Raw genomic sequence first — 23,763 nt, 5'->3', positions numbered from 1 at the left:
GTGCGGCCGGGACGGTCGGGATCTCCTCCGCCGATCACCCCGCTGCGCGCGTCGCATACCCCCCGCGCGCCACTAATCTACCCGGCGTTGTGCATGAGTCCGGCGTCGAGGCGGCGGACCAGGGCCCCGTCGCTCCAGGTCAGCCGCTTCCGCAGGTGAACGACGGTGCCTGCGTCGGGCGAGGAGTCGATGTCCAGTTCGTCCACCAGCGCCCGCATGATTTTAAGCCCGCGGCCGGACTCGCTCAACGCGCCCCGGTCGACCGGGGCGGGCCGCGGGCCGCGGCCCCAGTCCATGACCTTGAGCATGCACTCGCCGTCGTCCACGTGCCCGGTGACCTCGTACTCGCCGGTCGCGCGGGCGTGCTGGACGACGTTCGTGCACGCCTCGGAGGCGGCGACGAGCATGTCGTCGACGCAGTCCTCGGCGACGCCGAGCCCGCGCAGGGCGTCCCCCAGCACCCGCCTGATCACCGGGATGCTCAGCGCGTCGCGCGGCAGCGCGAGCGAGAACCTCATGTCCACCCGGTCACCTCGTGTCATGCCCCGGGCTTCCCGATCGTTCCCCCGACCCCGGAGCGTGCTCGACGACTCGACGCAGCTAACACTTCCCCGGCGGTATCTTCCGTAATCGCCATACTGGCGGGTCTTTCCAGGGCGGTAGGACGCCCGTGACCCGGACCGGGCCGGTTACAGAACGTGAACCTCGTAGTTCTCGATCACCGGGTTGGCCAGCAGCGTCTCGGCGATCTTGCCGACCCGCTCCAGGGCCGCCTCGTCGGCGTCCCCCTCCAGCTCCACCTCGAACCGCTTGCCCTGCCGGACGGCGACGACGCCCTCGTATCCCAGCTGCGGCAGCTTCCGGGCGATCGCCTGGCCCTGCGGGTCGAGGATCTCCGGCTTGAGCATGACGTCCACGACGACACGCGCCACGACCGCCCCCTCACTGATCTGCGCTTTTCCTGACGATCTGAAGCGTACGGCACCATGGCAGTCCACGACCCGTCCGCACCCCCGGAGCCGTCCGATGAACATCGAGGACCTCACCCCCTCCGAGCGCCGCCTGTGGAAGGCCTTCCCGAAGGGGGAGGCGGTCGACCTGTCGTCCGGCGACCCGGCGTTCGACGACGTCGGGCAGTCCGACCGGTGGGGACACGACCGGGTGGTCAGAGCGGAGGTCCTGGTCGCCCTCCTCGTCGGCGCCGTGGAGCCCGAGCCGGGGCAGGTCGCCGCCGTCCGGCTGACCGGCGCCCGCGTCACCGGGTCGCTGAACCTCGGGCACGCCGAGGTCACCGTCCCGCTGGCGCTCACCGGGTGCTCGTTCGACGAGGCGCCGCACCTGTACTGGGCGAGCATGAACAGCGTCCACCTGATGCGCTGCCGGCTGCCCGGCCTGGTCGCGTCCGGCACCCGGGTGGACGGCCACCTGTGGCTGGAGGGCAGCCGGATCAACGGCGGCCTCTGGCTGGACGGCGCGAACATCACCGGCATCCTGAACATGTCGGGCGTCCAGCTGACGAACCCGGGCGGGGACGCGCTGCTCGCCGACCGGCTCGCCGTCGAGGCGAACGTGTACTGCGACCAGGGCTTCGTCGCCAACGGCGAGGTCCGGCTGCCCGGCGCCCGGATCGGCGGGCAGCTGATCTTCCGGGGCGCGCGGCTCTACAACCCGACCGGCGTCGCCCTGTACGCGAGCCGCCTGGACGTCGCCGCGAACGTGTTCTGCGACGGCGGGTTCGCCGCCGAGGGCGAGGTGCGGCTGCGCGGCGCCCGCGTCGGCGGCTACCTGTCGTTCGTCGGCGCGAACCTGTCCGCGCCGGAGCGCACCGCGCTCAACGCCGACGACCTCGCCGTCGAGACCGACGTCTACTGCTCGGACGGCTTCACCTCCGTCGGCGCCGTCAGCTTCTCCGGCGCCCGCGTCACCGGCCAGCTCAGCCTCCGCGGCGCCCGGCTCCGCCACGAGGGGACGGCGCTGAGCCTGCAGCGCGTCCAGGCCGAGGAGCTGCTGCTGCGCACCGCCGAGCCCGTCCAGGGCACCACGGACCTGTCCTACGCCCGCATCAACCTGCTCCGGGACGACGCCGCGTCCTGGCCGGACCGCCTGCAGCTCGACGGCCTCCAGTACGAGACCCTCGAACCGCCGCTCACCGCCCGCGAGCGCCTGGCCTGGCTGCGCCGCGACTCCGACGGCTACGCACCGCAGCCCTACGAGCGCCTCGCCCAGACCTACCGCGCCCTCGGCCTGGACGCCGACGGCCGCTCCGTGCTGCTCGCGAAGGCCCGCGACCGCCGCCAGACCCAGGGCGTCCCCCGCAAGATCGTCGGCTGGCTGCAGGACGTCCTCGTCGGCTACGGCTACCGCCCGTTCCGCGCCGCGAGCTGGCTCGTCGGCCTGCTCGCCTTCGGCACGATCGTCTTCTCCCTCCACAAGCCCGACGTCCTGGACGACGGCCACAAGCCGCACTTCAACGCGTTCTTCTACACGCTGGACCTGCTGCTGCCGATCGGCAGCCTCGGCCAGGAGATCGAGTTCGCCCCGAAGGGCGTCTACCAGTGGATCGCGAACCTCATCGTCGCCGCCGGACTGATCCTCGGCCTGACCGTCGCCGCCGGCGCCACCCGCGCCCTGTCCCGCGAGTGACCCTCACCGGCGGGAGTTGAGACGGGCGGCCTGGCGCGTCAGATGGTCGCGCTCGGCGAGGTCGGGCGCCTTCCGCGCCGCCTCCGCGTACAGCCGCGCCGCCGTCTCCAGGTCGCCGTCGCGCTCGTGCAGGTAGGCGGCGGCCGCCGTGTAGCGGGGCAGGGAGTCGTCCAGCTCCGCGAGCGCCGCCAGCCCGGCGCGCGGACCGTCCGCCTCCCCGACCGCCACCGCCCGGTTCAGCCGGACGACCGGGCTGCCGGTCAGGCTCACCAGCTCGTCGTACCACTCGACGATCTGCACCCAGTCGGTCTCCTCCGCCACCAGCGCGTCCGCGTGCAGCGCAGCGATCGCGGCCTGCGCCTGGTACTCGCCCAGCCGGTCCCGTGCGAGCGCGGCCTGGAGGATCTCGACGCCCTCCGCGATCAGCACGGTGTCCCACAGCCCGCGATCCTGCTCCGCCAGCGGCACCAGGCTGCCGTCCGGCGCGGTACGGGCGGCGCGCCGGGCGTGGTGGAGCAGCATCAGCGCGAGCAGCCCCGCCGCCTCCGGATGGTCGACCATCCTCGCGAGCTGCCGGGTGAGCCGGATGGCCTCCGCCGCCAGGTCCACATCACCGGAGTAGCCCTCGTTGAACACCAGGTACAGGACGCGCAGCACGGTGGCGACATCAGCGGGCCGGTCGAACCTCACGTCCGACACCGTCCGCTTGGCGCGGCTTATGCGCTGCGCCATGGTCGCCTCAGGCACCAGGTAAGCCCGCGCAATCTGGCGTGTGGTCAACCCGCCCACCGCACGCAGCGTGAGCGCGACCGCCGACGACGGCGTCAACGACGGATGCGCGCACAGAAAGTACAGCCAGAGCGTGTCGTCCACCGCGGTCACGGGACCGGGCGGCGGCTCCTCCTCGGCCCGGTCCTCCCGCCGGCGCCGCGCCGCGTCCGCCCGCGTCGCGTCGAGGAACCGCCGCCAGGCCCGGCTGACCAGCCAGCCCTTCGGGTCGCGCGGCGGGTCGTCCGGCCACGTCCGGACCGCCTCGACCAGCGCGTCCTGCACGGCGTCCTCGGCCGCCGCGAAGTCGGCTCCGCGGCGGACGAGGATCCCGAGCACGCTCGGCGTGAGGCTCCGCAGCAGAGCCTCGTCCATGGACGTCACTCCGTGATGGTCGGCGGCGCGGCCAGGAACGGCCGCACCTCCAGCCACTCGTGGATCGGCCGTCCGCCCGCCCCCGGCGCCGCCGACAGCTCCCCGGCCAGCTCCACGGCCCGCTCGTAGGAGTCGACGTCGATCACGATCCAGCCGGCGATGAGGTCCTTGGTCTCGGCGAACGGCCCGTCGGTGACCGGCGGCCGCCCCTCCCCGTCGTAGCGGACCCACGTCCCCTCGGGCGACAGCGCCTGGCCGTCGACGAACTCCCCGGTCTCCTCCAGCCGCGCCGCGAAGTCGTCCATGTACTGGACGTGCGCCGAGATCTCCTCCGGCGTCCACTTGTCCATCGGCACGTCGTTCACCGCCGCCGGCGCGCCGCTGTAGTGCTTCAGAAGCAGGTACTTCGCCATCGTCGTCTCCTGGATGCTCGTGCGGCCCATTCTGACCGCCTCCGCACCGGGGACGAAGCCGCCCACGGGATCTCGACATCCCCGCGCGAACTTTTTCCACAGAGTTCGATCCCGTCCCGCTGCGCCTCGCCTTTCACTAACGTCAACATCACGCAAAGGAGGCGGTCATGGCCCTGAAGATCGACGTCCGCGCCGTGCACGCCGAGCTTCAGGCGATTTCCACGGCGATGTCCGAGGTGACCCGACTCATGGGCCCGCAGACCTGGCAGGGCGGCTCCGCCGCCGCGTTCACCACCGACCTCCAGGGCCACAACCGCGCCCTGAACCGCCTGATGCTGGACGCCGAACGCACCGCCATCCGCCACAACCAAGTGCCCCTCACCCTCGCCCCGCCGGAGATCCCCCGTGTCACACCGCCCGCCGGCAAGCCGGGCGTCGCCTCGGTCTCCCCGTCCGCCTTAGAACGCCTGGAGACGGCCCTGAACCGCGCCGCCGCCGACCTCCCCCACCGGGCCAGGGCGATCCGCGTCCACCTGGCCCCGGCCCGCCCCGACATCCCGAGCACCACGTCCTGCGACAACGCCGCCGCCTGGTGCCGCAGCCAGGCGGCCCGCATGCGCACCCGCATCATGTACGCGCTGGCCGAAACCGAGGTCAGCCCGACGCCCTTGATCCAGGGCCCGGTCATCGAGATCCCCGACCTGGAACGCTTCGGCTCCAAGGAGATGACCGACCTGGCCCGCCTCCAGGCGCGCGCCTACCTGAAGCACACCACCCACCCGGGCGCCGGCACCCCGGCTCTCATGTCCGAGATAGCGCGCACTCTGCGCGAGAACAGCAAGAACACCGCCTACCTGGCCACGTTCTTCTCGAACGTCCCACCGGGCTCCGTGGGCAAGCTCGCCTACCGCCTCCACCGCCTGAGCAAGACGAGCGGCCTGACTCCCGAAGACAAGAAGACGGTCGGCGACATGGGCACGGCCTTAGCCGTCCTCTCCCGCAAGAAGGACGGCGAACCTGTAGCCGCCGAAGCCCTAGGCTCCGCAGGCAACGACATGCCCGGCCAAGCCCTCCTGGTCAAGCTGAGCGCCCCCGACGTCAAATGGAGCAGCGCCATCCTGGCCGACCTGGGAAGGGCCGCCCTCCGCTGGCGCCAGAAGTACCCGTCCTACGTCATCAACGAAAAGCAGCAGATCGACGTCGCCACCATCATCCAACCGGTCAACCAACCCGACCACGAGTGGTGGCGAGACTGGGACCTCGACGACGACCCGAAAATGCTCAGGGCCTACGACCCGGCACTCAACGTCCTAGGCCGCATCTCCCAGCAGCGAGACCTCACCGCCGCACGCACCCTGGCCGCGACGAAACTGGAAGCCACGTTCACCATCAAGGACGCCGAAAAGGCCGCCGCCCTCACCTGGATGACCCGCGGCACCGGCGAAACCTACGCCTCGCTGCTCGTAGCCCCCGACTGGCCCGACGGCGGCACGATCGCGGGATCGGTCATCCAACTCGCCACCACCCCGCAGAACGGCCACGAAGAAGAAGCCGCGACCAACGCCGCCGAGATCATCAAAGCCGTTTCCTGGTGGAACGATAAAGGACGGGAGGCGGTCAACAAATACCTCAAGAAGGACAGTCCACCGGACTGGATTCCGTGGTTCGACGTTCTCCCGCGATCGGACCAGGGGCCGAGCTGGATCAGCCGCAGCGAGCATTACGCGGCCGAACTCGGTCCCGGCATGCGCAACGGCCTTCTCGGGATGATCCGCATGCACATGCCGGTCCTCGCCAAGGGCGACGTCGCCGTCAGCGGGACCGGGCTCACCAGCGCCGATCCAGTGACGGGACGCGTGCACGCCGACGTCGGCGGTCAGGAGGTCCAGTCCTTCCTGCGGACGCTGGCCGCGGACGACAGGGTGTGGGCGCAACTCGCTCACGATGCGCAGATCTACCGGCAGCGGCTGTTCACCTGGGCGCTGACGCACCACCACCTGACGAGGGCCGCCGACCGGTCCGGCTACCTTGAGGGCAGCCTCATCGCCGCTTATCTGATCGAGAGAAGCAACAGCGAGAAACTCACCCAGAAAGAGTTCGACGATGCCCAAAAGCACCTGGGCGTACTGCGCAACGTGGTGGGCGCCGGCATCGGATTGAGCCCGGCGGGGAAAGTGCCCGGCGTCACGGACGCGTACAGCATCGGCACGGACATGGCCTTGGACAAGGTGAAGTACCAGGACTTCGAGAAGAAGATGGCGCAGATAACCGCGCATGATGCGACGTACGGCGACCAACTCTATATCGACCTCGCCCACGCCTATGCCTTGTCCAAGGGTGGTCACACGGGGAACAAGGAGATCGATGCGCTGCTCGCACTGGACACGCTGACCGATGACCAGAAGGCCGTGGTCATCCACTGGACGAAGGAGCACCCGTTCCGCCGGGGAACGGCGGAAACCGACACCCTGGACGGGACCGGCGTGATCCGAATGATCGAGAACGGGGTGAACCAGAACCGGCCGTCAGGCAGTTCCTAGCGGCCGAAAGGAGTGCCGCTCAGCGGCTCGGGGAGCTTAAAGGCGTACACCTGGCCGCACCTGCGGTCGTTCAGCACGATCGTGCCGTCCGCCCGCCTGACGACGCCGCCGGGGAGGGCGGAGGCGATCGTCGCGAGGCCGCCACCGGCCCCCGGACACCACTTGAACCCTCCCCAGGACAGTCGCTCCATACGGCCGTCTGCCCGGACGATCGTCGGGCGTGGAGTGGTCCGGGTGGGTGTTGTTCCTCCCAAGAGCAGCACGTCGCCGTTCCCGATGCCGATCATCGCGGACCATGGAGGCAAGGCGGCGGTGGAGGCGGGAAAGCGAACGTAGCGGGCCTTCCCGGTTCGCGGGACGTACAGCAGACCTGCCCGGCCCAGCAGGATCGTCTGACCGTTCTGGTCGGTGACTGCGTCCTCAGGCCGCAGCCCCCCGCCCGCAGCCACCTTGGCGAGCGCCTCCGAGTACCCCGGTGGGGACCACTCGCGGAGAGTTCCGGATCCCACCACCTCGAACATCCGACCCGCTCGGGAGACGACGATCGGCGTGCCGTCGGCGCGGGCGAAGAACTTCGCGCCCGTCCAGTCCCGGTAGAGGCCGCGGGCCTCCTTCTCCGGGAGAGCGGCTCCGTTCACCCCGGCCACCTCGACCGTCGCGGACGGCGCCGTCCACTCGATGATCGGGGTCTGCTTCCAGTCGGTGAGCGCCACCTTCGTGACCGCCAGTCCGGACTTGGCGGCGAGCAGCCACAGGTCGTTCCCCTGGACGAACATCTGGTCGGCCGCGATGTCGACGGCACGCAACTGGATGCGTCCGTCCTTCCCCAGCCGAACTATGCGGCCCTCCCGACCGTGGTACACGCGGTAGTAGAGGGTTCCGTCCCGCGAGACCGCAAGCCCCCCGCCGCCGTATGCGCTGCTTCGGAGGGCGAACTCGCCGTCTCTGGGGTCCCTGTTCAGGTCCGGGGAGCCGGCGATTACTACGGCTTGGGCTGGGTGGGTGGGGTGGGGGGTCGGGTTGAAGGCGGGGGCTTCCGTGTGGGTGCAGGCGGTGGGCAGGGTCAGCAGGAGGGCTACTGGCGGGATGACCCTGGTGTAACGCACGTGTCGATGATGCCAGGGGCGGGGCGGATCCGGGTGGGGTGCGTCACGTTCGGGGGGTCAGGGGGCGGGGCCGGGGGTAGGGATCACGGTGGCGGGACTTGCATCGCAGGGTGTGATGTCTGCCACGATGGCATTGCGGCTTTTGTCCCTTACCGGGGTCAGTGGCCGTTGACATCGGCCGGCGACGCGGCGATCCCGTGTTCCGGCCCCGAACGAGGAGTGTCATCGATGACGATCGACTCCGTGCGCGGCGCACCCGGCACCACCGAGCTCGCCGAGCCCGAGCTCGTCCGGCTGCTTACCCCCGAGGGGGAGCGCGTCGAGCATCCCGACTACCCCCTGGACCTCAGCGCCGAGGACGTGCGCGATCTGTACCGCGACCTGGTGGTCGTGCGGCGGATCGACCTGGAGGCCGTGGCGCTGACCCGGCAGGGTGAGCTCGGCCTGTGGGCCTCGCTGCTGGGGCAGGAGGCGGCGCAGATCGGGTCGGGGCGTGCGCTGTCCGAGCACGACATGGTGTTCCCGACGTACCGGGAGCATGGTGTCGCGTGGTGCCGGGACGTGGACCCGCTGAAGCTGCTCGGGCTGTTCCGGGGCGTGAACCACGGCGGGTGGGATCCCGCCGAGCACGGCTTCCACCTGTACACCATCGTGATCGGCAGCCAGACGCTGCACGCGACCGGGTACGCGATGGGCGTCCAGCGGGACGGGGTGCTGGGGACGCCGAAGGCGGGCGCGGCGATCGCCTACTTCGGGGACGGGGCGACCTCGCAGGGCGACGTGAACGAGTCGTTCGTGTTCGCGTCCGTGTTCAACGCGCCGATCGTGTTCTTCTGCCAGAACAACCAGTGGGCGATCTCGGAGCCGCTGGAGAAGCAGACCCGGATCCCGCTGTACAAGCGGGCGCAGGGGTTCGGGTTCCCGGGCATCCGGGTGGACGGCAACGACGTGTTCGCCTGCCTCGCGGTGACCAGGAAGGCCCTGGAGAACGCCCGGACGGGGCAGGGCCCGACGCTCATCGAGGCGTACACCTACCGCATGGGCGCCCACACGACGACGGACGACCCCACGCGGTACCGGCTGAAGGCCGAAGAGGAGGCGTGGAAGCTCAAGGACCCGATCGAGCGGGTCAAGGCGTACCTGGTGCGGGGCGACCTGGCGGACGCGGGGTTCTTCGAGAAGGTCGAGGACGAGGCGAAGCAGCTCGCCAAGGAGCTGCGCGAGGGCTGCCGGTCCATGCCGGACCCGGAGCCGCTGTCGATGTTCGACGAGGTGTACGCCGAGCGGCATCCGCTGATGACCGAGGAGCAGGAGCAGTTCGCCGCCTACCTGGCGTCGTTCGAGGAGGAGGCGAAGTGAGCACCACCCTGACCCTCGGCAAGGCGCTGAACGAGGGCCTGCGCAAGGCCATGGAGAACGACCCGAAGGTCCTGGTGATGGGCGAGGACGTCGGGAAGCTCGGCGGGGTGTTCCGGATCACCGACGGCCTGCAGAAGGACTTCGGCGAGGAGCGCGTCATCGACACGCCGCTGGCCGAGTCGGGCATCGTCGGGACGGCGATCGGGCTCGCGCTGCGCGGGTACCGGCCGGTCGTGGAGATCCAGTTCGACGGGTTCGTGTTCCCGGCGGCCGACCAGATCATCACGCAGCTGGCGAAGATGCGGATGCGGTCGCTCGGGGCGCTGTCGCTGCCGGTCGTGGTGCGGATCCCGTGCGGCGGCGGCATCGGCGCGGTCGAGCACCACTCGGAGTCGCCCGAGGCGTACTTCACGCACACGGCGGGGCTGCGGGTGGTGTCGTGCTCGAACCCGGTGGACGCGTTCGCGATGATCCAGCAGTCGATCGCGTCCCCCGACCCGGTGATCTTCTTCGAGCCGAAGCGCCGGTACTGGGACAAGGCCGAGGTGGACGTCGACTCCAGTGAGTGGGCGCCGCTGCATCGGGCGCGGGTCGTCCGGCCCGGGGAGCAGGTGACGGTGCTGGCGTACGGGCCGGCGGTGAAGACGTGCCTGGAGGCGGCCGCGGCCGCCGCCGAGGAGGGGCGGTCGCTGGAGGTCATCGACCTGCGCTCGCTCAACCCCCTCGACATCGGCACGGTGACGGAGTCGGTGAACCGGACCGGGCGCTGCGTGGTCGTGCACGAGGCGCCGGTGTACAGCGGGTTCGGCGCCGAGCTGGCCGCGCGGATCACCGAGCGGTGCTTCTACCGGCTGGAGTCGCCGGTGCTGCGCGTCGGCGGGTTCTCCACCCCGTACCCGCCGTCCCGCCTGGAAGACCAGTACCTGCCCGACCTCGACCGCATCCTGGACGCGGTCGACCGGACCTTCGCGTGGTGACGCCGGTGACCGAGCCGAAACTGTTCAAGCTGCCGGACGTGGGCGAGGGCCTCACCGAGGCGGAGATCGTCAAGTGGCACGTCCAGCCGGGCGACACGGTCGAGGACGGCCAGACCATCGTCGAGATCGAGACGGCCAAGGCGATCGTGGAGCTGCCCTGCCCGTTCGACGGCGTGGTGACCGAACTGCTGGCCACCGAGGGCGAGACCGTGGACGTCGGCGTGCCGATCATCGCGGTGGACGCCGGCGGGGACGGCGCCGTGGCGACGCCGGTGTCGGAGCCCCCGGCGCAGACGGCGGCGCTCCGCGAGGAGGGCGTGCCGACCGCGAACGAGCCGGGCATGGTCACGCCCGAGGAGCCGCCGAAGCGGCAGCCCGTGCTGGTCGGGTACGGGGTCAAGGAGGGCGCGACGAAGCGGCGGGCGCGCAAGGCGTCGTCCAACGGGGTCGCGTCGGCGCCTGTTGCGCCCGTGCGGCCGCCGGCGCCTCGTCCACAGCCTGTGGACAACGGGTTGCCACTGGCGAAGCCGCCCGTCCGGAAGATGGCGAAGGATCTCGGGATCGATCTCGCCACCGTGACGGGGTCGGGTCCGCAGGGCTCGATCACGCGGGAGGACATCCTCGCCGCGCAGGGCGCTCCGCAGGCGCCCGTCGCGGCGGGCCCGCGCGAGGAGCGCGTGCCGGTCAAGGGGGTGCGCAAGGCGACGGCGGCGGCGATGTCCGGTTCGGCGTTCACGGCCCCGCACGTCACCGAGTTCCTCCAGGTGGACGTCACGCGGACGATGGAGACCGTCAAGCGGCTCCGCGAGCTTCCCGAGTTCGCGGACGTGAAGGTGTCGCCGCTGCTGCTGGTGGCGCGCGCGCTGCTCACCGCCGTGCGACGGCACCCGATGGTGAACTCCACCTGGGTGGACGGCCCGAACGGCGCGGAGATCGTGGTCAAGCGCTACGTGAACCTGGGCATCGCGGCGGCCACCGACCGCGGGCTCATCGTGCCCAAGGTGAAGGACGCGCAGGACCTCGACCTGCCCGGCCTCGCGCGCGCGCTGAAGGAACTGACGGAGAAGGCGCGCGCGGGCAAGGCGTCCCCGGCCGACCTGTCAGACGGGACGATCTCCATCACCAATGTCGGCGTGTTCGGCGTCGACACCGGGACGCCCATCCTCACACCCGGTGAGGCGGCGATCCTGGCGTTCGGCCAGATCAGGGACATGCCCTGGGTCCACGAGGGCGAACTGGCCATCCGCAAGGTGACCACGCTGGCCCTCTCGTTCGACCACCGCATCGTGGACGGCGAACTGGGCTCCCGCGTCCTGCGCGACGTCGGCGACATGCTCGAAGACCCCATCCGCATGCTCGCCTGGAGTTGACGTCCGGGGCCGGTGCCGCGACGCGGCACCGGCCCCGCGACCGATCGGCAACCGCCCCGCGCAGTGCCGGATTACGAGACGGGGACCTTGTCCACCTTGCCGAACGGGCCGGCGTTGAAGGTCACCGATCGGACGTCGCCGGGCGGGGCGGGCAGGTAGACGAAGCCGCGGGCGGGCTTGCCCACGGCGGTCAGGAAGGTGGCGCGTCCGGCGTCGAGGTAGATATTCGTGCCGCCCTGCCGGGCCGGGCCGACGCGGACGGCCCGGTAGGCGTCCTTGCCGCCCGGCATCTGGATGCTGAACGAACCGAACACGGCGCCCGGGTGGTTGGGATCAGGGTAGGAGGCGTCGGGAGGGACGGTCCCCGGCCCTTCGTTCACGATGTTGAACACCGCGACGATGTAGGCGCCGTCCCGGTAGAAGGGTTTGACCTCCAGCCGCCGCTTGTCGGCACCGAAGGCGGCCGTGCGGGTCGCCACCGTCTTGCCGTCCTCCGTCTGGAAGTCGGCCGGTGAGGTGGTGCCGCGCGCGCCCGGCTTCGCCTGGTAGGAGATCTCGACGCGGTTGTTGCGCGCGGCGTCCCTGGCCACGCGCTCCGCGTTCCCCTTGCCGGTGGCCGTGTAGGTGAAGGCGCCGCCCAGCCGCGTCTTCATCTCCTTCAGGACGGCGTCGGCCTGCTCCTTCGAGAGCTTCATGTCATCGCCGTCGGTGTGGCCTTCGATCGACAGCGCGCCTGTCGCCCCTGTCTTGATCTGTTGCGCCGTCTCGTCCAGGACGGCCTTCGCACCGCTGGACAGCTTCGCCGAGCCGTTGTCGAACAGCGCGCCGGCCCGCAGGCCGACGGTGACCTCCGACCCGCTGGACGTCACGTCCTTCGTCTCGCCCTCGACGATGTCGTACAGATCGACCGGGTTGGGCCCCGGACCGGACGAAGGCGAAGCCGAGACCGAGGTCGAAGCCGATGGGGAGGCCGATGGGGACGCGGACGGCGACGGCGACAGCGGCGTGGAGCGGCCGAAGGGTTCAGCCCCCACGGACGGCTCCACGCCCACCGACGGCCGCGACGAAGGCGTGGACGACGACGGCGGCGCGGACGACGGCACCGAAGACGCCGGCGAAGAAGGGGCCGGTGCGGAAGGGGTCGCGGAGCCCTCCGTCACCGGGATCCCGGTGTACTCCCCCGCCGTCCCCGGCGTGATCGCGGTGACCTTCGCGACGTCCGCCGGGATCACCGGGTACTCGGCGGCCATCTCCCGGGTGGAGCCGGGCGTGATGTCGGAGCCGCTGGTGACGCCGGTCGGCTTGTAGAGCCGGCGCCCGACCGGGTCGATCAGCGCGATCTCGAACGGGACGGACTTCGTGGCCGTGTCCAGCGACGTGATGCTGAACCGCAGCACCGCCTTGCCCGCCTGCCGTTGCACGCTCCTGATGTCGAGCCGCGCGTGCAGGCCGTCCGCGCCGCCGAACCAGCCCTCCCGCGAGAACGATCCGCTGCTCTGCGCGGCCGGGCTCGGCGCGGCGCCGCCCGGTCCGGCGGTCGGCGGGGCGACCTTCTCGGCCTTGTCGGCGGACGAGCAGCCCGCGACGAGGAGTAAACCGGCGAGGGAAACGGCCAGAGGCAGCGCGCGCATCGAGGAACCGGTCCGGGGTGGAGGCGGGCGAGGGACGCGGCCAACAGTAGTCAAATGGGACGGCCCCTCGCCATACAGGCGCGACCGAGCACAGCCGGCCGTCGCGCTGCGCCGGTCAGATGTTCTTGAGCGCCCGAACGAAGCAGCCGAAGTCTCGGCGAGTCACCCCGACCACAGGGCCATTGGGGTCCTTGCTGTCACGCAACGCCACCATCTGCGAAATCAGAGCAACCTCGACGCAGTTGTCTCCCGACTCATTGCTGCGGGACGACTTGCGCCATACTGGCGTGGCAGTGGACATCGCCAGCCGACTAGAGATTCTTGACCGTTCTTGCAAGGCTCCGGAATCAGAGTGACTGATGACGAGTTTGGGGCCGTCGGAGTCCTTGCCGTTACGGAACGCAACGATGTTCGACACGCCGGCGACATCGACGCGGTTGTCATTCTGAACTGTGCTGCGCGAAGCCTTGCGCCACACCGTCCTCCTCCAGACCATCCTCTTCACGAGTTCTCTCCAGCGGAGGGTGAATCCTGCTTACAAGTTCTTGAGCACCTCAGCGAGTCGCCGGAAGCCTTCGCGATTCATAATCATCTTGGGACCGTCGGGGTTTTTACTGTCCCGGACCACCACTACATCGCGGGCAGATGTGACTTCGACGCACTGGTCCCCGTCATCGTGACTGCGGGATGCCTTGCGCCAGGTCGCCTTGCTCAGGTCCATTTTTCTTCAATTACCTTTCGGATCAGCGCTCGCGAATCCGCTGTGTTGAGCGACTGTGCATTCAAGGTGTGCATCACTTCGCTGATCTTTGCAAGCTCTGACGGATCACGTGTCGTTTCACCTCCCGTAGCTTTAACGATATAGGCAATCTCACTTCTGTCGCCTTGGGTTGCGATGGTGAACGAGGCTCGCACACCTCGGTAATAGCGGGTCCTAGCGATCTGAAGAAAGATGCCTTCCCTCAGGGATAGCTCGATCAGGTACTCGAGTTGCTCGCGCATGACCTCCTTGGAACCGACCTGACGGTGCAGGACGCTCTCCTCCATCACCACACTGATCATGGGGCGGGGCGTTCTAGACAAAAGCGCTTGACGCTTCATGCGGGTAGCTACCGCGTCCTCGTCGACCAGCAGGACACGAGCATACGCCTCCGTCTGAAACAGCCCATAGACCAGATAGTTCTCATACACCCTGAGCTGGTCAGCCGACGCCTCCACCTTCGGGAAGGCCACGAAGTGGGTCGGATACCTGACCTGCTTGATCTGCTCCAGGAGGTCGTCCCATGCCTGGGTGATCTTGCCTCCGGCGTTCAGCACGTTGTCCACGCGTTCGGCGAAGTCTCGACGGCACTTCGTCCGGCCGCACTCCACGTGGCTGACGTAGGACCGCGCAACGTTGACAAGGTCGGCCAGTTGACCCTGTTTCAGACCACTCACCTCACGGCACCGCTTGACCACAGTCCCGAAGCCGACCAGTTCGGGGTCGATCTTCGGCCGGGCGCCACCAGATGCGGGCATGGCTGCTCTCCTGACGGATGCTAGTAGCGCGCTAATAGCTGCTACTCGAATGTGGCTACTGCACGACTCTCCTGAGATTTTACGGCGCGACGTGGCCTGATGGTGTTCGCTCAATAACACAGGGTGATAGCGGCGGGTTCTTCCGGTTTGAAAGGTTGACCCCGTTCGAGATCAGCCTCCGTCCAGGCCGGAGGGTCTACCGATGCCAGCAGTACTGCTCGCGCCCGAGGAGCCGGCGCCGCTCGTCCTCGATCCGTCCGACGAAGCACCCGCGAGAGCGCGCCGCTACCTCATCGACCGGTTCCGCGAACTGGGGCACGCCGACGACTTCGTCGGGCGGCTCGTGGTCACCGAGCTGGTTACCAACAGCTACCGGCACGTCGGGACCGGGCACATCGTTGTCCGGGTCTTCGCGGACGTGCGCGAGCCGCTCACTGTCGTCGAGGTCTGGGACGAGAGCAGGTCCCTGCCCGTCCTCCAGCGTGAGGACCTCTGCGCCGAGAGCGGGCGCGGTCTGCTGCTGATGGCCGAACTCGTCCACGACTGGGGCGTCCGGCCGCTCAACGAGGAGGGCAAGGTCGTATGGGCCCGCTGCGCCCGCTGAACGTCCAGGCGGGCCGCCACCTGCTGCGGTGGCGGACACGTCTGGGACGCTCCACCGCCATCCGCAACCTCGACCTGCTCGCCGTCGCCCTCCAGGCCAGGAGCTACCGGTTCGTCAAGCTCTACCAGGCCGACGAGTTCCCCACCCGTCCTCCGCTTCTGTGGGTCTTCGCGTTCAGCCCGGACGACCACGTCCGCGTAGCAGTGACCGTCCACGCCGTACCTGGCCGGGACTGGGCCTACTACGAGGCCGGGCGCGGACGGCACGGCTACCTCTGCCCCTGCGGCGACACCAAGGAAGCCGCCGACCGGGTGGACGCCGTCCTCAAGCACCGCATGTTCCCCTCCACCTGGTAGCGCGGCCGGAGGCATCCCGATGACCCACATTTCCGAAGCGCGGTACGACCGGCCGACGCAGGCCGGATCGGCGCCCGCGCCACCGCTGCCCGCGCGTCCGGTCGGGCGTCTGGACCTGGATCTCGACATCGACCGGGCCCTCGATGACCTGCACCGCGCCTTCCCCGGCATCTGCATCTGGCACGGCGAGTTCAGCGGTTCGTTCTGGGCGCTCCTCCCGGACCGGCTGGTCGAAGCCAGGACGGTCGCCGATCTGGCCCGGCAACTCCGCGCCGCTCTGCCCCGCCCCGAGCCCGAATCGCATGCGTGCCGCTCTCGGCCGTCCACTCGCCGTGCAGACGGAACCTGGACGTCCGCGACGCCCGCCACCCGGCGACCGGCGCGACGCGGCAGGCGCGGCCGTCGTGTCGTCCGCTGGCTCCTGACCACCTGCCTCCACCTGACACCGGCGGCTCCATTCCCGTGACCGGCGCCCCTCGAAAAGCCCGCGCGCCGTGAAGGTCCGAAATGGTCAGGCGAGTCATTCCAGTCCGAGCCGAACGAGGCCCGAACTGGCTCGATATTCCGTAAGGTCACAATGTCCCCCGGAAGGAACGGCCCCATGGGCAAGCACGAGAATCCGTCGAACTGCGGCATGTGCGGCGGAAGCGGAAAGATCACCGTGAACAACGACAGCAAAGAGCAGAGCGTCACATGCCCCAGTTGCAATGGTTCGGGAAAAGCATGAGCATCGATGCCGCATTCGATGCCATGCCGCGTGAAGCGTTCGTCCCCGACCTGGTCTGGGTCCGTCGTGACAGCGCCTGGGCCGTCCCCCTGCGCCGCCAGGACGACCCGGACGGGTGGCGCGCTCTCGTGCACTCCGACGACGCCATCACGACGCAGATAGACGACGGAGCGTCCGAGAAAGGCGTGTGGCCCACGAGCTCGTGCTCGGCCCCGCGCGTCGTCCGGCAAATGCTGGAGCTCCTGGACCTCGAACCCGGTCACCGGGTCCTGGAGATCGGCACGGGCACGGGCTGGAACGCCGCGTTGATGGCACAGATCGCCGGGCCGGAGAACGTCACCACGATCGAGATCGACGCGGTGGTGGCCGAGCAGGCAAGGGCGAACCTGGCCGGGGTCGGCTGCCCGGTCCAGGTCATCACCGGGGACGGCGAGGCCGGGAGTCCAACGGGCGGTCCTTTCGACCGGCTGATCGCCACGGCCGCCGCGGCGGAACTGCCTCATGCCTGGGTACGGCAGACGCGGCCGGGCGGGCTCCTACTGGTCCCGTGGGCTCCGACGTTCCACCCCGACGGCCCGATCGCCCGTCTGGCCGTGGACGACCAAAGCAGGGCAGAGGGCCGGTTCGTCGCTCCCTCCTGGTTCATGCCGCTGCGCGGTCAACGGATCTCCCAGCCCGTCCGAAACGCCTACAAGGAGAGGTGGGCCAGCGCGGGCAAGCCCGCGATCGACCGGTTCGGTATCACCGTGACGCCGGAGGGGCAGACGATCTGGCTCGACTCCCCGGAAAACCCCATCGACCCGTCCTGAACGTGAACAGACCCCCGCCGGGGTTCGGCGGGGGCCTGTTTCAGAGGGTCAGAACGCCTCTTCGGGGAGGTCCATCACGTCGAGGGTGGTGGCCTCGGTGATGGCGCGGTCGGAGGCGAGGCGCGGGAGCACCGTCTGGCAGAAGAACTGCGCCGCCGCGACCTTGCCGCTGTAGAACGCCTTGTCGGAGTCGGAGACGTCCCCGCCGCCGAGGGCGGCCAGCGCGACCTCGGCCTGGCGGAGCAGCAGCCAGCCGACGATGAGGTCGCCGAGGCCGAGCAGCAGGCGGGTCGTGTTGAGCCCGATCTTGTAGAGCTGCTTCGGGTCCTCCATGGAGCCGAGCGCCCAGCCGATCATCGGGTTGAGGATGCCCTGGACGTCCTCCAGCGCGCGGCCGAGCAGCGCCCGCTCGTTCTTCAGCCGGCCGTTGCCGGCCTCGGACTCGGCGAACGCCTGGATCTCGCCCGCGAGCACCTTCAGCGCCTCGCCGTTGTCCCGCAGGATCTTGCGGAAGAACAGGTCCTGGCCCTGGATCGCGGTGGTGCCCTCGTACAGGGTGTCGATCTTGGAGTCGCGGATGTACTGCTCGATCGGGTAGTCCTGCAGGAAGCCGGACCCGCCGAGGGTCTGCAGCGACTCCGCGCCGAGCAGCGCGTACGCGCGCTCGGAGCCGAAGCCCTTCACGACCGGCAGCAGCAGGTCGTTGATCTTCTCGGCCTGCTCGTCCTTGCGGCCCTCGTGCTCGGCGACCTGCACGGCGTCCTGGTAGGACGCGGTGAGCAGCACCAGCGCGCGCATGCCCTCGGCGTACGCCTTCTGGGTCAGCAGGCTGCGCCGGACGTCCGGGTGGTGGGTGATCGTGACGCGCGGGGCGGTCTTGTCCGTCATCTGCGTCATGTCGGCGCCCTGGACGCGCTCCTTGGCGTACTCCAGCGCGTTCAGGTAGCCGGTCGACAGGGTCGCGATGGCCTTGGTGCCGACCATCATGCGGGCGTACTCGATGACGAGGAACATCTGCTTGATGCCCTGGTGCACGTCGCCGACCAGGTAGCCGACCGCGGGGTGCTTCTCGCCGAAGGTCAGCTCGCAGGTCGTGGAGACCTTGAGGCCCATCTTCTTCTCGACGTTGGTGACGTAGGCGCCGTTGCGCTCGCCCAGCTCACCGGTCTCGAGGTCCACCAGGTACTTGGGGACGAGGAACATCGACAGGCCCTTGGTGCCGGGGCCGGCGCCCTCGGGGCGGGCCAGGACCAGGTGGAAGATGTTCTCGGACATGTCGTGCTCGGCCGAGGTGATGAAGCGCTTGACGCCCTCGATGTGCCAGGTGCCGTCGGGCTGCTGGACGGCCTTGGCGCGCCCGGCGCCGACGTCGGAGCCCGCGTCCGGCTCGGTCAGCACCATGGTGGCGCCCCACTGGCGCTCCAGGGCCAGTTCGGCGAACTTCTTCTGCTCGGGCGTGCCGATGTGCCAGAGGATCTGGGCGAAGCCGGGGCCGGAGGCGAACATGTAGACGGCCGGGTTGGCGCCGAGCACCTGCTCGGCGACGGCCCAGGTGAGGGAGCGCGGGGCGCCGCTGCCGCCGAACTCGGGGGCGAGGTCGAGGCGGTACCACTCGGCGTCCATCCACGCCTTGAACGACTTCTTGAAGCCCTCGGGCATCTCGACGGTGCCGGCGGCCGGGTCGAACACCGGCGGGTGGCGGTCGGCGTCCTCGAAGGAGTCGGCGAGCGGGCCCTCGGCGAGCCGGTTCACCTCGTCGAGGATGCTGCGCGCGGTGTCCTCGTCCAGTTCCGCGTACGGGCCGCTGCCGAGGAGGTCCTGGCGCCTGAACACCTCGAAGAGGTTGAACTCCAGGTCCCGGAGGTTGCTCTTGTAGTGCCCCATTCGAGACTCCGTCTGATCCGGCGGCGGCCGGGGGCCCCGCTGCGTACTGGTGGGTAACTCAACATCATGCTACCCGCTGGTAACCAGTTGGCAACCACCTAAGTCAGGGGCGATCCGGCCACATCGAACCACGCTCGGGTCCGAACATGTGACACAACTCACAAGCCCGCCGCCGTCCTGCGCGTCCGGTACCGGCCCCGTCCCGCCCCGCGGCCCGGCGCCCGCCCTCCGACCTGCGCCGGGGCCCGCCCCGGCGACCCGCACCGGGCCCTCCGCCGGGCCGCCCGGGCGTGGTGGGAAGATCGGGCGGGGGCGTGAACATCGTGAGGCACGAGGAGGTGCGCATGAACCAGGAGGAGCCCGGAGCCCCGAGGCTGACCGTCATCGGAACCGGCTACCTCGGCGCCACGCACGCCATCTGCATGGCGGTGCTCGGCTACGAGGTCCTCGGCGTGGACGTCGACCGGCACAAGATCGACCGGCTGGCGTCCGGCGAGGTCCCCATCTTCGAGCCCGGGCTGCCGGAGCTGCTCACCAAGGCGCTCGACTCCGGCCGGCTCCGGTTCACCACCTCGTTCGAGGAGGCGGGCGCGTTCGGCGACGTCCACTTCCTGTGCGTGGGAACCCCGCAGCAGGCCGGCTCGGACGCCGCCGACCTGAGCTACCTCGACGCCGCCGTCCGCGCGCTCGCCCCCCACCTGCGCCGCCGGGCCCTCGTCGTCGGCAAGTCCACGGTGCCGGTCGGGACGGCCGCGCGGCTCACCGGCCTCGTCCAGGAGCTGGCGCCCGCCGGCAAAGAGGTCGAGCTGGCGTGGAACCCCGAGTTCCTGCGCGAGGGCTACGCCGTCGACGACACGCTGCGCCCCGACCGCATGGTGTTCGGCGTCGCGTCCGACTGGGCGGACGAGCAGCTGCGGGCGGCGTTCAAACCCGTCCTCGACCTCGGCACCCCGGTCATCCGCACCGACCTCGCCACCGCCGAGCTGGTCAAGGTCGCCGCCAACTCCTTCCTCGCCACCAAGATCTCCTACATCAACGCGATGGCGGAGGTGTGCGAGGCGGTCGGCGCCGACGTCAAGGACCTCGCCGACTCGCTGGCGCTGGACGACCGCATCGGCGGCAAGTTCCTGCGCCCCGGGCTCGGCTTCGGCGGCGGCTGCCTGCCGAAGGACATCCGCGCGTTCGCGCACCGCGCCGAGGAGATCGGCGTCGGGCAGGCCGTGTCGTTCCTGCGCCAGGTGGACGACATCAACCGGCGCCGCCGGGCCCGCACCGTCGACCTCGTCCGGGAGCTGCTCGGCGGCGACTTCGCCGGCAAGCGCATCGCCGCGTGGGGCGCGGCGTTCAAGCCCAACTCCGACGACATCCGCGACGCGCCCGCGCTGGACGTGGCCCGCACCATGCACGGCCTCGGCGGCGACGTCCGCGTCTACGACCCGGCCGCGCTCGGCAACGCACGCGCCGCGTTCCCCGAGCTGCGGTACGGCGAGAGCGCGCTCGACGTCGCGCGGGACGCCGACGTCGTCGTCCTGCTGACCGAGTGGTCGGACTTCCGGGAGGTCGACCCGGAGGCGCTGGCCGGGGTCGTCCGGCACCGGCGGATCGTGGACGGGCGGCACGCGCTCGACGCCGCGCAGTGGCGCGCGGCGGGCTGGGAGTACCGGGCGCTCGGCCGCTCGTACAGGGAACAACCCGCCACAACCGGCCGTTGACGGGAACGAGGACGCCGGGGCCGAGGGCACCGGCCCTCCCGGACGAGGTGCGCCGTACCCGGAAAGCGAAGACGACGCGTGACCACCGTCGTCTCGCACCGGGAGCGCATCCATGGCCTGGGTCCTCGTCATCGTCGCCGGCCTCGTCGAGGTCGCGATGGCCCTCTGCCTGAAGGGCAGCAAGGGCTTCACCGAGCCGCTGCCGTCCGTCGGTTTCGCCGTGTTCGCCGTCACCAGCTTCGGGCTGCTCAGCCTGGCCCTGAAGCATCTCGACGTCGGCACCGCCTACGCCGTCTGGGTGGGCATCGGCGCCGTCGGGACGGCGGCGCTCGGCATGCTCGTCATGGGCGACCAGGTGTCCGCCGTCAGGATCGGCGCGCTCGCGCTCATCATCCTCGGCGTGATCGGACTGAACCTCGCGGGCGGCCACTGAGCGCCCGGCGGCGGGCCCGCTGGCCGCAGGCGGCCAGCGGACCCGGCCGTTCGCAGGTCACCACCGTTTCCGCGGAACGTAATCTCCCGTAGCAGCGTCTATCGGACGAGAGCGCGGGGAGTGCTCGGACACGGGAGGGACCGACCTTGGTCTTCAAGAAGCTGCGGCAGGCGATGGGCATCGGCGGCCCGTCGATCGAAACGATCCTGCACGACCCGAACACGACGCCGGGCGGCGTCGTCACGGGCGAGGTCACCATCATCGGCGGCCAGTACAACTCCGACATCAAGTCGGTGAACCTCGCGCTGCGCACCCGGGTCGAGGTCGAGTCGGGCGACAACGAGTACACGTCCAACCTGGAGTACGCGAAGATGCCCGTCGCGGGCAGCTTCAGCCTCCAGGAGGGCGCCCGGCACAGCATCCCGTTCCAGATGCCCATCCCGTGGGAAGCTCCCCTCACGCACATGTACGGACGCCCCCTGCACGGCACCACGGTCGGCATCGCGACCGAGCTGGAGGTGGCGGGGGCGCTCGACCCGGGCGACCTCGACCCCATCGCCGTCCACCCGCTGCCCGCGCAGGAGCGCATCCTCGCGGCCTTCTCCAACCTCGGCTTCCAGTTCCGCAACGCCGACTGCGAGAAGGGCCGCATCTGGGGCGTCCACCAGGAGCTGCCGTTCTACCAGGAGATCGAGTTCTACCCGCCGGGCCAGTACGCGCGCGGCATCAAGCAGCTCGAAGTGACGTTCGTGTCCTACCCGCAGTCCATGGAGGTCGTGCTGGAGCTGGACAAGCGCGGCGGCGTGTTCACCGAGGGGCACGACGCGTTCAGCCGCTTCACGGTCGACTACGCGACCGTCGACCACACCAACTGGGAGCAGCAGCTCGACGGCTTCCTCCAGGAGGCCGGCCGCCGCCGCGGCTTCTTCTAGGCCGCCGCGGGCCGTCCGCCCAGCGAGATCCGGGGGATCCCCTCCGCGAAGTTGATCGCGGAGGGGATCGCCGCGTAGAAAGAGGTTCCGTGCCCCAGCCCCCCGGACTGAACGACGCGGAACGGCGCCTCTGGGCCGCGTTCCCGACCGGCGCCCGCGTCGTCCTCGGCGACGACCTGCCCGCCGGACCCGACCCCGACCGCATGGTCCGCGCCGAGATCGTCACCCGGCTGCTGCTCGGCGCCGGCGAGACCCGGCCGGGCGCGGTCGCCGCCGTCCGGCTGCGCGGCGCCTACATCACCGGGCAGATCGACCTCAAGGGCGGCGCCACCGAGCACGAGCTGCGGCTGGAGGAGTGCCGGCTCGTCGAGGAACCGAACTTCTCCAACGCCGAGACCCGGCAGCTGCGGTTCGCCAACTGCCGGATGCCCGGCTTCGACGGCGGCGGGCTCCGCGCGGACGGCTACATGAGCCTGTCGGGGTCGCGGATCGAGGGCTCGGTGCGGCTGCCGAGGGCGCAACTCGCCGGCGGCCTGCGGATGAACGGCACCCGCATCACGGTGACCGACCCCGCCACGTGGGCGATCTTCAGCGGCGGGCTCGTCGTCGAGGCCGGCACGTTCATGCGGGACGCCGAGATCACCGGCGGGATCCGGTTCGTCGGGGCGCGGATGAACGGCGGCCTGTTCATGGAGCGGACCGTCCTGAACAACCCCGGCCGGATCGCCCTGGACGCGCAGAACATCGTCGTCGAGGACGCGGCCGAGCTCAGCAACGGTTTCACCGCGCACGGCACGGTCCGGCTGCGCAGCGGCCGCTTCAACGGCATCCTGTCGTTCAGCCGGGCGCACCTCGACTCCACCGACCCGGCGCGGATGGCGCTGCACGCCAGCCACATCCAGGCCGACGAGCTGCTCCTGTGGCCGGAGGAGCAGATCAAGGGCCGGGTGTCGCTGTCGTTCTCCCGGATCGACATGATCATGGACCACCCGTCCGTCTGGCCGGACGAGCTGTACCTGAACGGCATGACGTACCAGACGCTGCGCGGCGCCGAGTTCAAGGACCGGCTGAGCTGGGTGTCGCGGGACAAGGAGTTCCACCTCCAGCCGTACGAGCAGCTCGCCGCCTGGTACCACGGCATCGGCCACGACGACCTCGCACGCAAGGTCCAGCTCGCGAAGCTGCGCGCCCGCCGCCGCAGGCTGCACCCCGTCGCCAAGGCGTGGAACCACTTCCTGGACTGGACGGTCGGGTTCGGCTACCGGCCGTGGCTCGCGTTCGCGTGGTTCGCCGCGCTGCTCGCCCTCGGGACGACGGTGTTCTCCATCGAGCACCCGCGTCCGGTGAAGCCGGGCAACGAGCTGCCCGCCTTCCACGCGCTGATCTACACGCTGGACCTGCTGATCCCGCTCGACACGTTCGGGCAGCAGCTGTCCTACGACGCGGTGGCCTGGACCCGGTGGGTGGCCTACGGGCTCGTCACGACGGGCTGGGTGCTCGCCACGGCGCTGATCGCCGGCGTGACCCGGGTGCTGCGCCCCAACTAGCCGCGCCTCCGGCCGGCCCGGCCGAGCGGCCGGGCCCCGGCCGGGCGCCGAACCAACAC

At 70.1% G+C, this 23,763-nt stretch carries 24 protein-coding genes and 1 riboswitch; of the genes, 14 read left to right on the top strand and 10 right to left on the bottom strand.

Features of this window, described 5'->3' with window-relative positions; genetic code table 11:
* Positions 1 to 77 precede the first annotated feature (77 nt).
* The gene (locus ACGFI1_RS26530) at positions 78 to 518 is read right to left on the bottom strand and encodes an ATP-binding protein (RefSeq protein WP_138639024.1); all 441 of its coding nucleotides are present in this window, start codon (positions 516 to 518) and stop codon (positions 78 to 80) included.
* A 171-nt stretch (positions 519 to 689) separates the two neighbouring features.
* Positions 690 to 932 (bottom strand): phosphoribosylformylglycinamidine synthase subunit PurS, encoded by a 243-nt coding sequence (gene purS / locus ACGFI1_RS26525; protein ID WP_171069231.1) that lies wholly within the window; start codon positions 930 to 932, stop codon positions 690 to 692.
* Positions 933 to 1,026: 94 nt separating this feature from the next.
* On the opposite strand from purS, the gene ACGFI1_RS26520 reads away from it, so the two are divergent.
* Complete coding sequence (locus ACGFI1_RS26520; RefSeq protein WP_138639019.1) at positions 1,027 to 2,643, top strand: hypothetical protein; 1,617 nt, start codon at positions 1,027 to 1,029, stop codon at positions 2,641 to 2,643.
* Positions 2,644 to 2,646: 3 nt separating this feature from the next.
* Here the strand turns inward: ACGFI1_RS26520 and ACGFI1_RS26515 are convergent, their stop codons facing one another.
* Positions 2,647 to 3,786, bottom strand: a complete 1,140-nt coding sequence (locus ACGFI1_RS26515) for an RNA polymerase sigma factor (RefSeq protein WP_138639020.1) — start codon at positions 3,784 to 3,786, stop codon at positions 2,647 to 2,649.
* Positions 3,787 to 3,791: 5 nt separating this feature from the next.
* Positions 3,792 to 4,199: a YciI family protein gene (locus tag ACGFI1_RS26510; protein WP_138639025.1), complete on the bottom strand. Its 408-nt coding sequence runs from the start codon at positions 4,197 to 4,199 to the stop codon at positions 3,792 to 3,794.
* 167 nt (positions 4,200 to 4,366) lie between these two features.
* On the opposite strand from ACGFI1_RS26510, the gene ACGFI1_RS26505 reads away from it, so the two are divergent.
* On the top strand, positions 4,367 to 6,739 hold the full coding sequence (locus ACGFI1_RS26505) for a hypothetical protein (protein ID WP_392788817.1): 2,373 nt from the start codon (positions 4,367 to 4,369) through the stop codon (positions 6,737 to 6,739).
* On the opposite strand, the gene ACGFI1_RS26500 is transcribed toward ACGFI1_RS26505, so the two are convergent.
* Positions 6,736 to 7,845 (bottom strand): hypothetical protein, encoded by a 1,110-nt coding sequence (locus tag ACGFI1_RS26500; protein WP_392788814.1) that lies wholly within the window; start codon positions 7,843 to 7,845, stop codon positions 6,736 to 6,738. The two genes, ACGFI1_RS26505 and ACGFI1_RS26500, sit on opposite strands and share 4 nt — an antisense overlap.
* Positions 7,846 to 8,073: 228 nt before the next feature.
* Between ACGFI1_RS26500 and pdhA the strand changes: the two genes are divergently transcribed.
* The 3 genes from pdhA to ACGFI1_RS26485 are packed head-to-tail and all read left to right on the top strand — an operon-like array spanning position 8,074 to position 11,551.
* Positions 8,074 to 9,204, top strand: a complete 1,131-nt coding sequence (gene pdhA / locus ACGFI1_RS26495) for a pyruvate dehydrogenase (acetyl-transferring) E1 component subunit alpha (protein WP_364552685.1) — start codon at positions 8,074 to 8,076, stop codon at positions 9,202 to 9,204.
* Positions 9,201 to 10,181: an alpha-ketoacid dehydrogenase subunit beta gene (locus ACGFI1_RS26490; protein ID WP_364552683.1), complete on the top strand. Its 981-nt coding sequence runs from the start codon at positions 9,201 to 9,203 to the stop codon at positions 10,179 to 10,181. Before pdhA ends, ACGFI1_RS26490 begins: the two co-directional genes overlap by 4 nt.
* Before the next feature lie 5 nt (positions 10,182 to 10,186).
* Complete coding sequence (locus ACGFI1_RS26485; RefSeq protein ID WP_364552681.1) at positions 10,187 to 11,551, top strand: dihydrolipoamide acetyltransferase family protein; 1,365 nt, start codon at positions 10,187 to 10,189, stop codon at positions 11,549 to 11,551.
* Positions 11,552 to 11,622: 71 nt separating this feature from the next.
* On the opposite strand, the gene ACGFI1_RS26480 is transcribed toward ACGFI1_RS26485, so the two are convergent.
* From ACGFI1_RS26480 to ACGFI1_RS26465, 4 genes are all read right to left on the bottom strand, one after another.
* Entirely contained in the window at positions 11,623 to 13,182 is a 1,560-nt protein-coding gene (locus ACGFI1_RS26480; RefSeq protein ID WP_392788811.1) for an OmpA family protein, read from the bottom strand.
* A gap of 115 nt (positions 13,183 to 13,297) precedes the next feature.
* Complete coding sequence (locus tag ACGFI1_RS26475; RefSeq protein ID WP_392788808.1) at positions 13,298 to 13,660, bottom strand: DUF397 domain-containing protein; 363 nt, start codon at positions 13,658 to 13,660, stop codon at positions 13,298 to 13,300.
* 57 nt (positions 13,661 to 13,717) lie between these two features.
* The gene (locus tag ACGFI1_RS26470) at positions 13,718 to 13,903 is read right to left on the bottom strand and encodes a DUF397 domain-containing protein (protein WP_387069231.1); all 186 of its coding nucleotides are present in this window, start codon (positions 13,901 to 13,903) and stop codon (positions 13,718 to 13,720) included.
* Positions 13,894 to 14,700 (bottom strand): helix-turn-helix domain-containing protein, encoded by an 807-nt coding sequence (locus tag ACGFI1_RS26465; RefSeq protein WP_387069233.1) that lies wholly within the window; start codon positions 14,698 to 14,700, stop codon positions 13,894 to 13,896. The genes ACGFI1_RS26470 and ACGFI1_RS26465 overlap by 10 nt, the downstream gene beginning before the upstream one ends.
* Before the next feature lie 202 nt (positions 14,701 to 14,902).
* Between ACGFI1_RS26465 and ACGFI1_RS26460 the strand changes: the two genes are divergently transcribed.
* The 5 genes from ACGFI1_RS26460 to ACGFI1_RS26440 all read left to right on the top strand — a co-directional run bounded on the left by ACGFI1_RS26460 (position 14,903) and on the right by ACGFI1_RS26440 (position 17,196).
* On the top strand, positions 14,903 to 15,304 hold the full coding sequence (locus ACGFI1_RS26460) for an ATP-binding protein (protein WP_392742605.1): 402 nt from the start codon (positions 14,903 to 14,905) through the stop codon (positions 15,302 to 15,304).
* The gene (locus tag ACGFI1_RS26455; protein WP_386872268.1) at positions 15,283 to 15,660 is read left to right on the top strand and encodes a hypothetical protein; all 378 of its coding nucleotides are present in this window, start codon (positions 15,283 to 15,285) and stop codon (positions 15,658 to 15,660) included. Before ACGFI1_RS26460 ends, ACGFI1_RS26455 begins: the two co-directional genes overlap by 22 nt.
* 19 nt (positions 15,661 to 15,679) lie before the next feature.
* Positions 15,680 to 16,126, top strand: a complete 447-nt coding sequence (locus ACGFI1_RS26450; RefSeq protein WP_392788804.1) for a hypothetical protein — start codon at positions 15,680 to 15,682, stop codon at positions 16,124 to 16,126.
* 135 nt (positions 16,127 to 16,261) lie between these two features.
* Entirely contained in the window at positions 16,262 to 16,387 is a 126-nt protein-coding gene (locus ACGFI1_RS26445; protein WP_392742597.1) for a hypothetical protein, read from the top strand.
* Positions 16,384 to 17,196 (top strand): methyltransferase domain-containing protein, encoded by an 813-nt coding sequence (locus tag ACGFI1_RS26440; protein WP_392788801.1) that lies wholly within the window; start codon positions 16,384 to 16,386, stop codon positions 17,194 to 17,196. The genes ACGFI1_RS26445 and ACGFI1_RS26440 overlap by 4 nt, the downstream gene beginning before the upstream one ends.
* Before the next feature lie 48 nt (positions 17,197 to 17,244).
* Here ACGFI1_RS26440 and ACGFI1_RS26435 read toward each other — a convergent pair whose 3' ends face one another.
* Positions 17,245 to 19,080: an acyl-CoA dehydrogenase gene (locus ACGFI1_RS26435; protein WP_392788798.1), complete on the bottom strand. Its 1,836-nt coding sequence runs from the start codon at positions 19,078 to 19,080 to the stop codon at positions 17,245 to 17,247.
* A gap of 344 nt (positions 19,081 to 19,424) precedes the next feature.
* Here ACGFI1_RS26435 and ACGFI1_RS26430 point away from each other — a divergent pair, with 344 nt between their 5' ends.
* The 4 genes from ACGFI1_RS26430 (at position 19,425) to ACGFI1_RS26415 (ending at position 23,704) form a co-directional block, all read left to right on the top strand.
* Positions 19,425 to 20,792 carry a UDP-glucose dehydrogenase family protein gene (locus tag ACGFI1_RS26430; protein ID WP_392788795.1) on the top strand — a complete coding sequence of 456 codons (1,368 nt, stop codon included), beginning with the start codon at positions 19,425 to 19,427 and terminating at the stop codon, positions 20,790 to 20,792.
* Positions 20,793 to 20,811: 19 nt separating this feature from the next.
* Positions 20,812 to 20,873: riboswitch (guanidine-III (ykkC-III) riboswitch) on the top strand.
* 31 nt (positions 20,874 to 20,904) lie between these two features.
* Positions 20,905 to 21,225 (top strand): DMT family transporter, encoded by a 321-nt coding sequence (locus ACGFI1_RS26425; protein ID WP_138640609.1) that lies wholly within the window; start codon positions 20,905 to 20,907, stop codon positions 21,223 to 21,225.
* A gap of 146 nt (positions 21,226 to 21,371) precedes the next feature.
* Positions 21,372 to 22,157: a sporulation protein gene (locus tag ACGFI1_RS26420; RefSeq protein ID WP_138640610.1), complete on the top strand. Its 786-nt coding sequence runs from the start codon at positions 21,372 to 21,374 to the stop codon at positions 22,155 to 22,157.
* A gap of 89 nt (positions 22,158 to 22,246) precedes the next feature.
* The gene (locus ACGFI1_RS26415) at positions 22,247 to 23,704 is read left to right on the top strand and encodes a hypothetical protein (RefSeq protein ID WP_364552673.1); all 1,458 of its coding nucleotides are present in this window, start codon (positions 22,247 to 22,249) and stop codon (positions 23,702 to 23,704) included.
* Positions 23,705 to 23,763 lie beyond the last annotated feature (59 nt).

Origin of the sequence: Actinomadura geliboluensis (assembly GCF_043197915.1) — a bacterium.
Taxonomy (GTDB): Bacteria; Actinomycetota; Actinomycetes; order Streptosporangiales; family Streptosporangiaceae; genus Spirillospora; species Spirillospora geliboluensis.
Note: the sequence above shows the minus strand (reverse complement) of the source record. Positions and strands in the feature narration are given on the sequence as shown.

Excerpts from the sequence above, each read along its gene's own strand:
- ACGFI1_RS26465 (WP_387069233.1), bottom strand. The coding sequence starts at position 14,700 with ATGCCCGCATCTGGTGGCGCCCGGCCGAAGATCGACCCCGAACTGGTC.
- ACGFI1_RS26480 (WP_392788811.1), bottom strand. The coding sequence starts at position 13,182 with ATGCGCGCGCTGCCTCTGGCCGTTTCCCTCGCCGGTTTACTCCTCGTC.
- ACGFI1_RS26455 (WP_386872268.1), top strand. The coding sequence starts at position 15,283 with ATGGGCCCGCTGCGCCCGCTGAACGTCCAGGCGGGCCGCCACCTGCTG.
- ACGFI1_RS26445 (WP_392742597.1), top strand. The coding sequence starts at position 16,262 with ATGGGCAAGCACGAGAATCCGTCGAACTGCGGCATGTGCGGCGGAAGC.
- ACGFI1_RS26425 (WP_138640609.1), top strand. The coding sequence starts at position 20,905 with ATGGCCTGGGTCCTCGTCATCGTCGCCGGCCTCGTCGAGGTCGCGATG.
- ACGFI1_RS26520 (WP_138639019.1), top strand. The coding sequence starts at position 1,027 with ATGAACATCGAGGACCTCACCCCCTCCGAGCGCCGCCTGTGGAAGGCC.
- ACGFI1_RS26530 (WP_138639024.1), bottom strand. The coding sequence starts at position 518 with ATGAGGTTCTCGCTCGCGCTGCCGCGCGACGCGCTGAGCATCCCGGTG.
- ACGFI1_RS26505 (WP_392788817.1), top strand. The coding sequence starts at position 4,367 with ATGGCCCTGAAGATCGACGTCCGCGCCGTGCACGCCGAGCTTCAGGCG.
- ACGFI1_RS26450 (WP_392788804.1), top strand. The coding sequence starts at position 15,680 with ATGACCCACATTTCCGAAGCGCGGTACGACCGGCCGACGCAGGCCGGA.
- ACGFI1_RS26440 (WP_392788801.1), top strand. The coding sequence starts at position 16,384 with ATGAGCATCGATGCCGCATTCGATGCCATGCCGCGTGAAGCGTTCGTC.
- ACGFI1_RS26460 (WP_392742605.1), top strand. The coding sequence starts at position 14,903 with ATGCCAGCAGTACTGCTCGCGCCCGAGGAGCCGGCGCCGCTCGTCCTC.
- ACGFI1_RS26470 (WP_387069231.1), bottom strand. The coding sequence starts at position 13,903 with ATGGACCTGAGCAAGGCGACCTGGCGCAAGGCATCCCGCAGTCACGAT.
- ACGFI1_RS26435 (WP_392788798.1), bottom strand. The coding sequence starts at position 19,080 with ATGGGGCACTACAAGAGCAACCTCCGGGACCTGGAGTTCAACCTCTTC.
- pdhA (WP_364552685.1), top strand. The coding sequence starts at position 8,074 with ATGACGATCGACTCCGTGCGCGGCGCACCCGGCACCACCGAGCTCGCC.
- ACGFI1_RS26510 (WP_138639025.1), bottom strand. The coding sequence starts at position 4,199 with ATGGCGAAGTACCTGCTTCTGAAGCACTACAGCGGCGCGCCGGCGGCG.
- ACGFI1_RS26515 (WP_138639020.1), bottom strand. The coding sequence starts at position 3,786 with ATGGACGAGGCTCTGCTGCGGAGCCTCACGCCGAGCGTGCTCGGGATC.
- ACGFI1_RS26430 (WP_392788795.1), top strand. The coding sequence starts at position 19,425 with ATGAACCAGGAGGAGCCCGGAGCCCCGAGGCTGACCGTCATCGGAACC.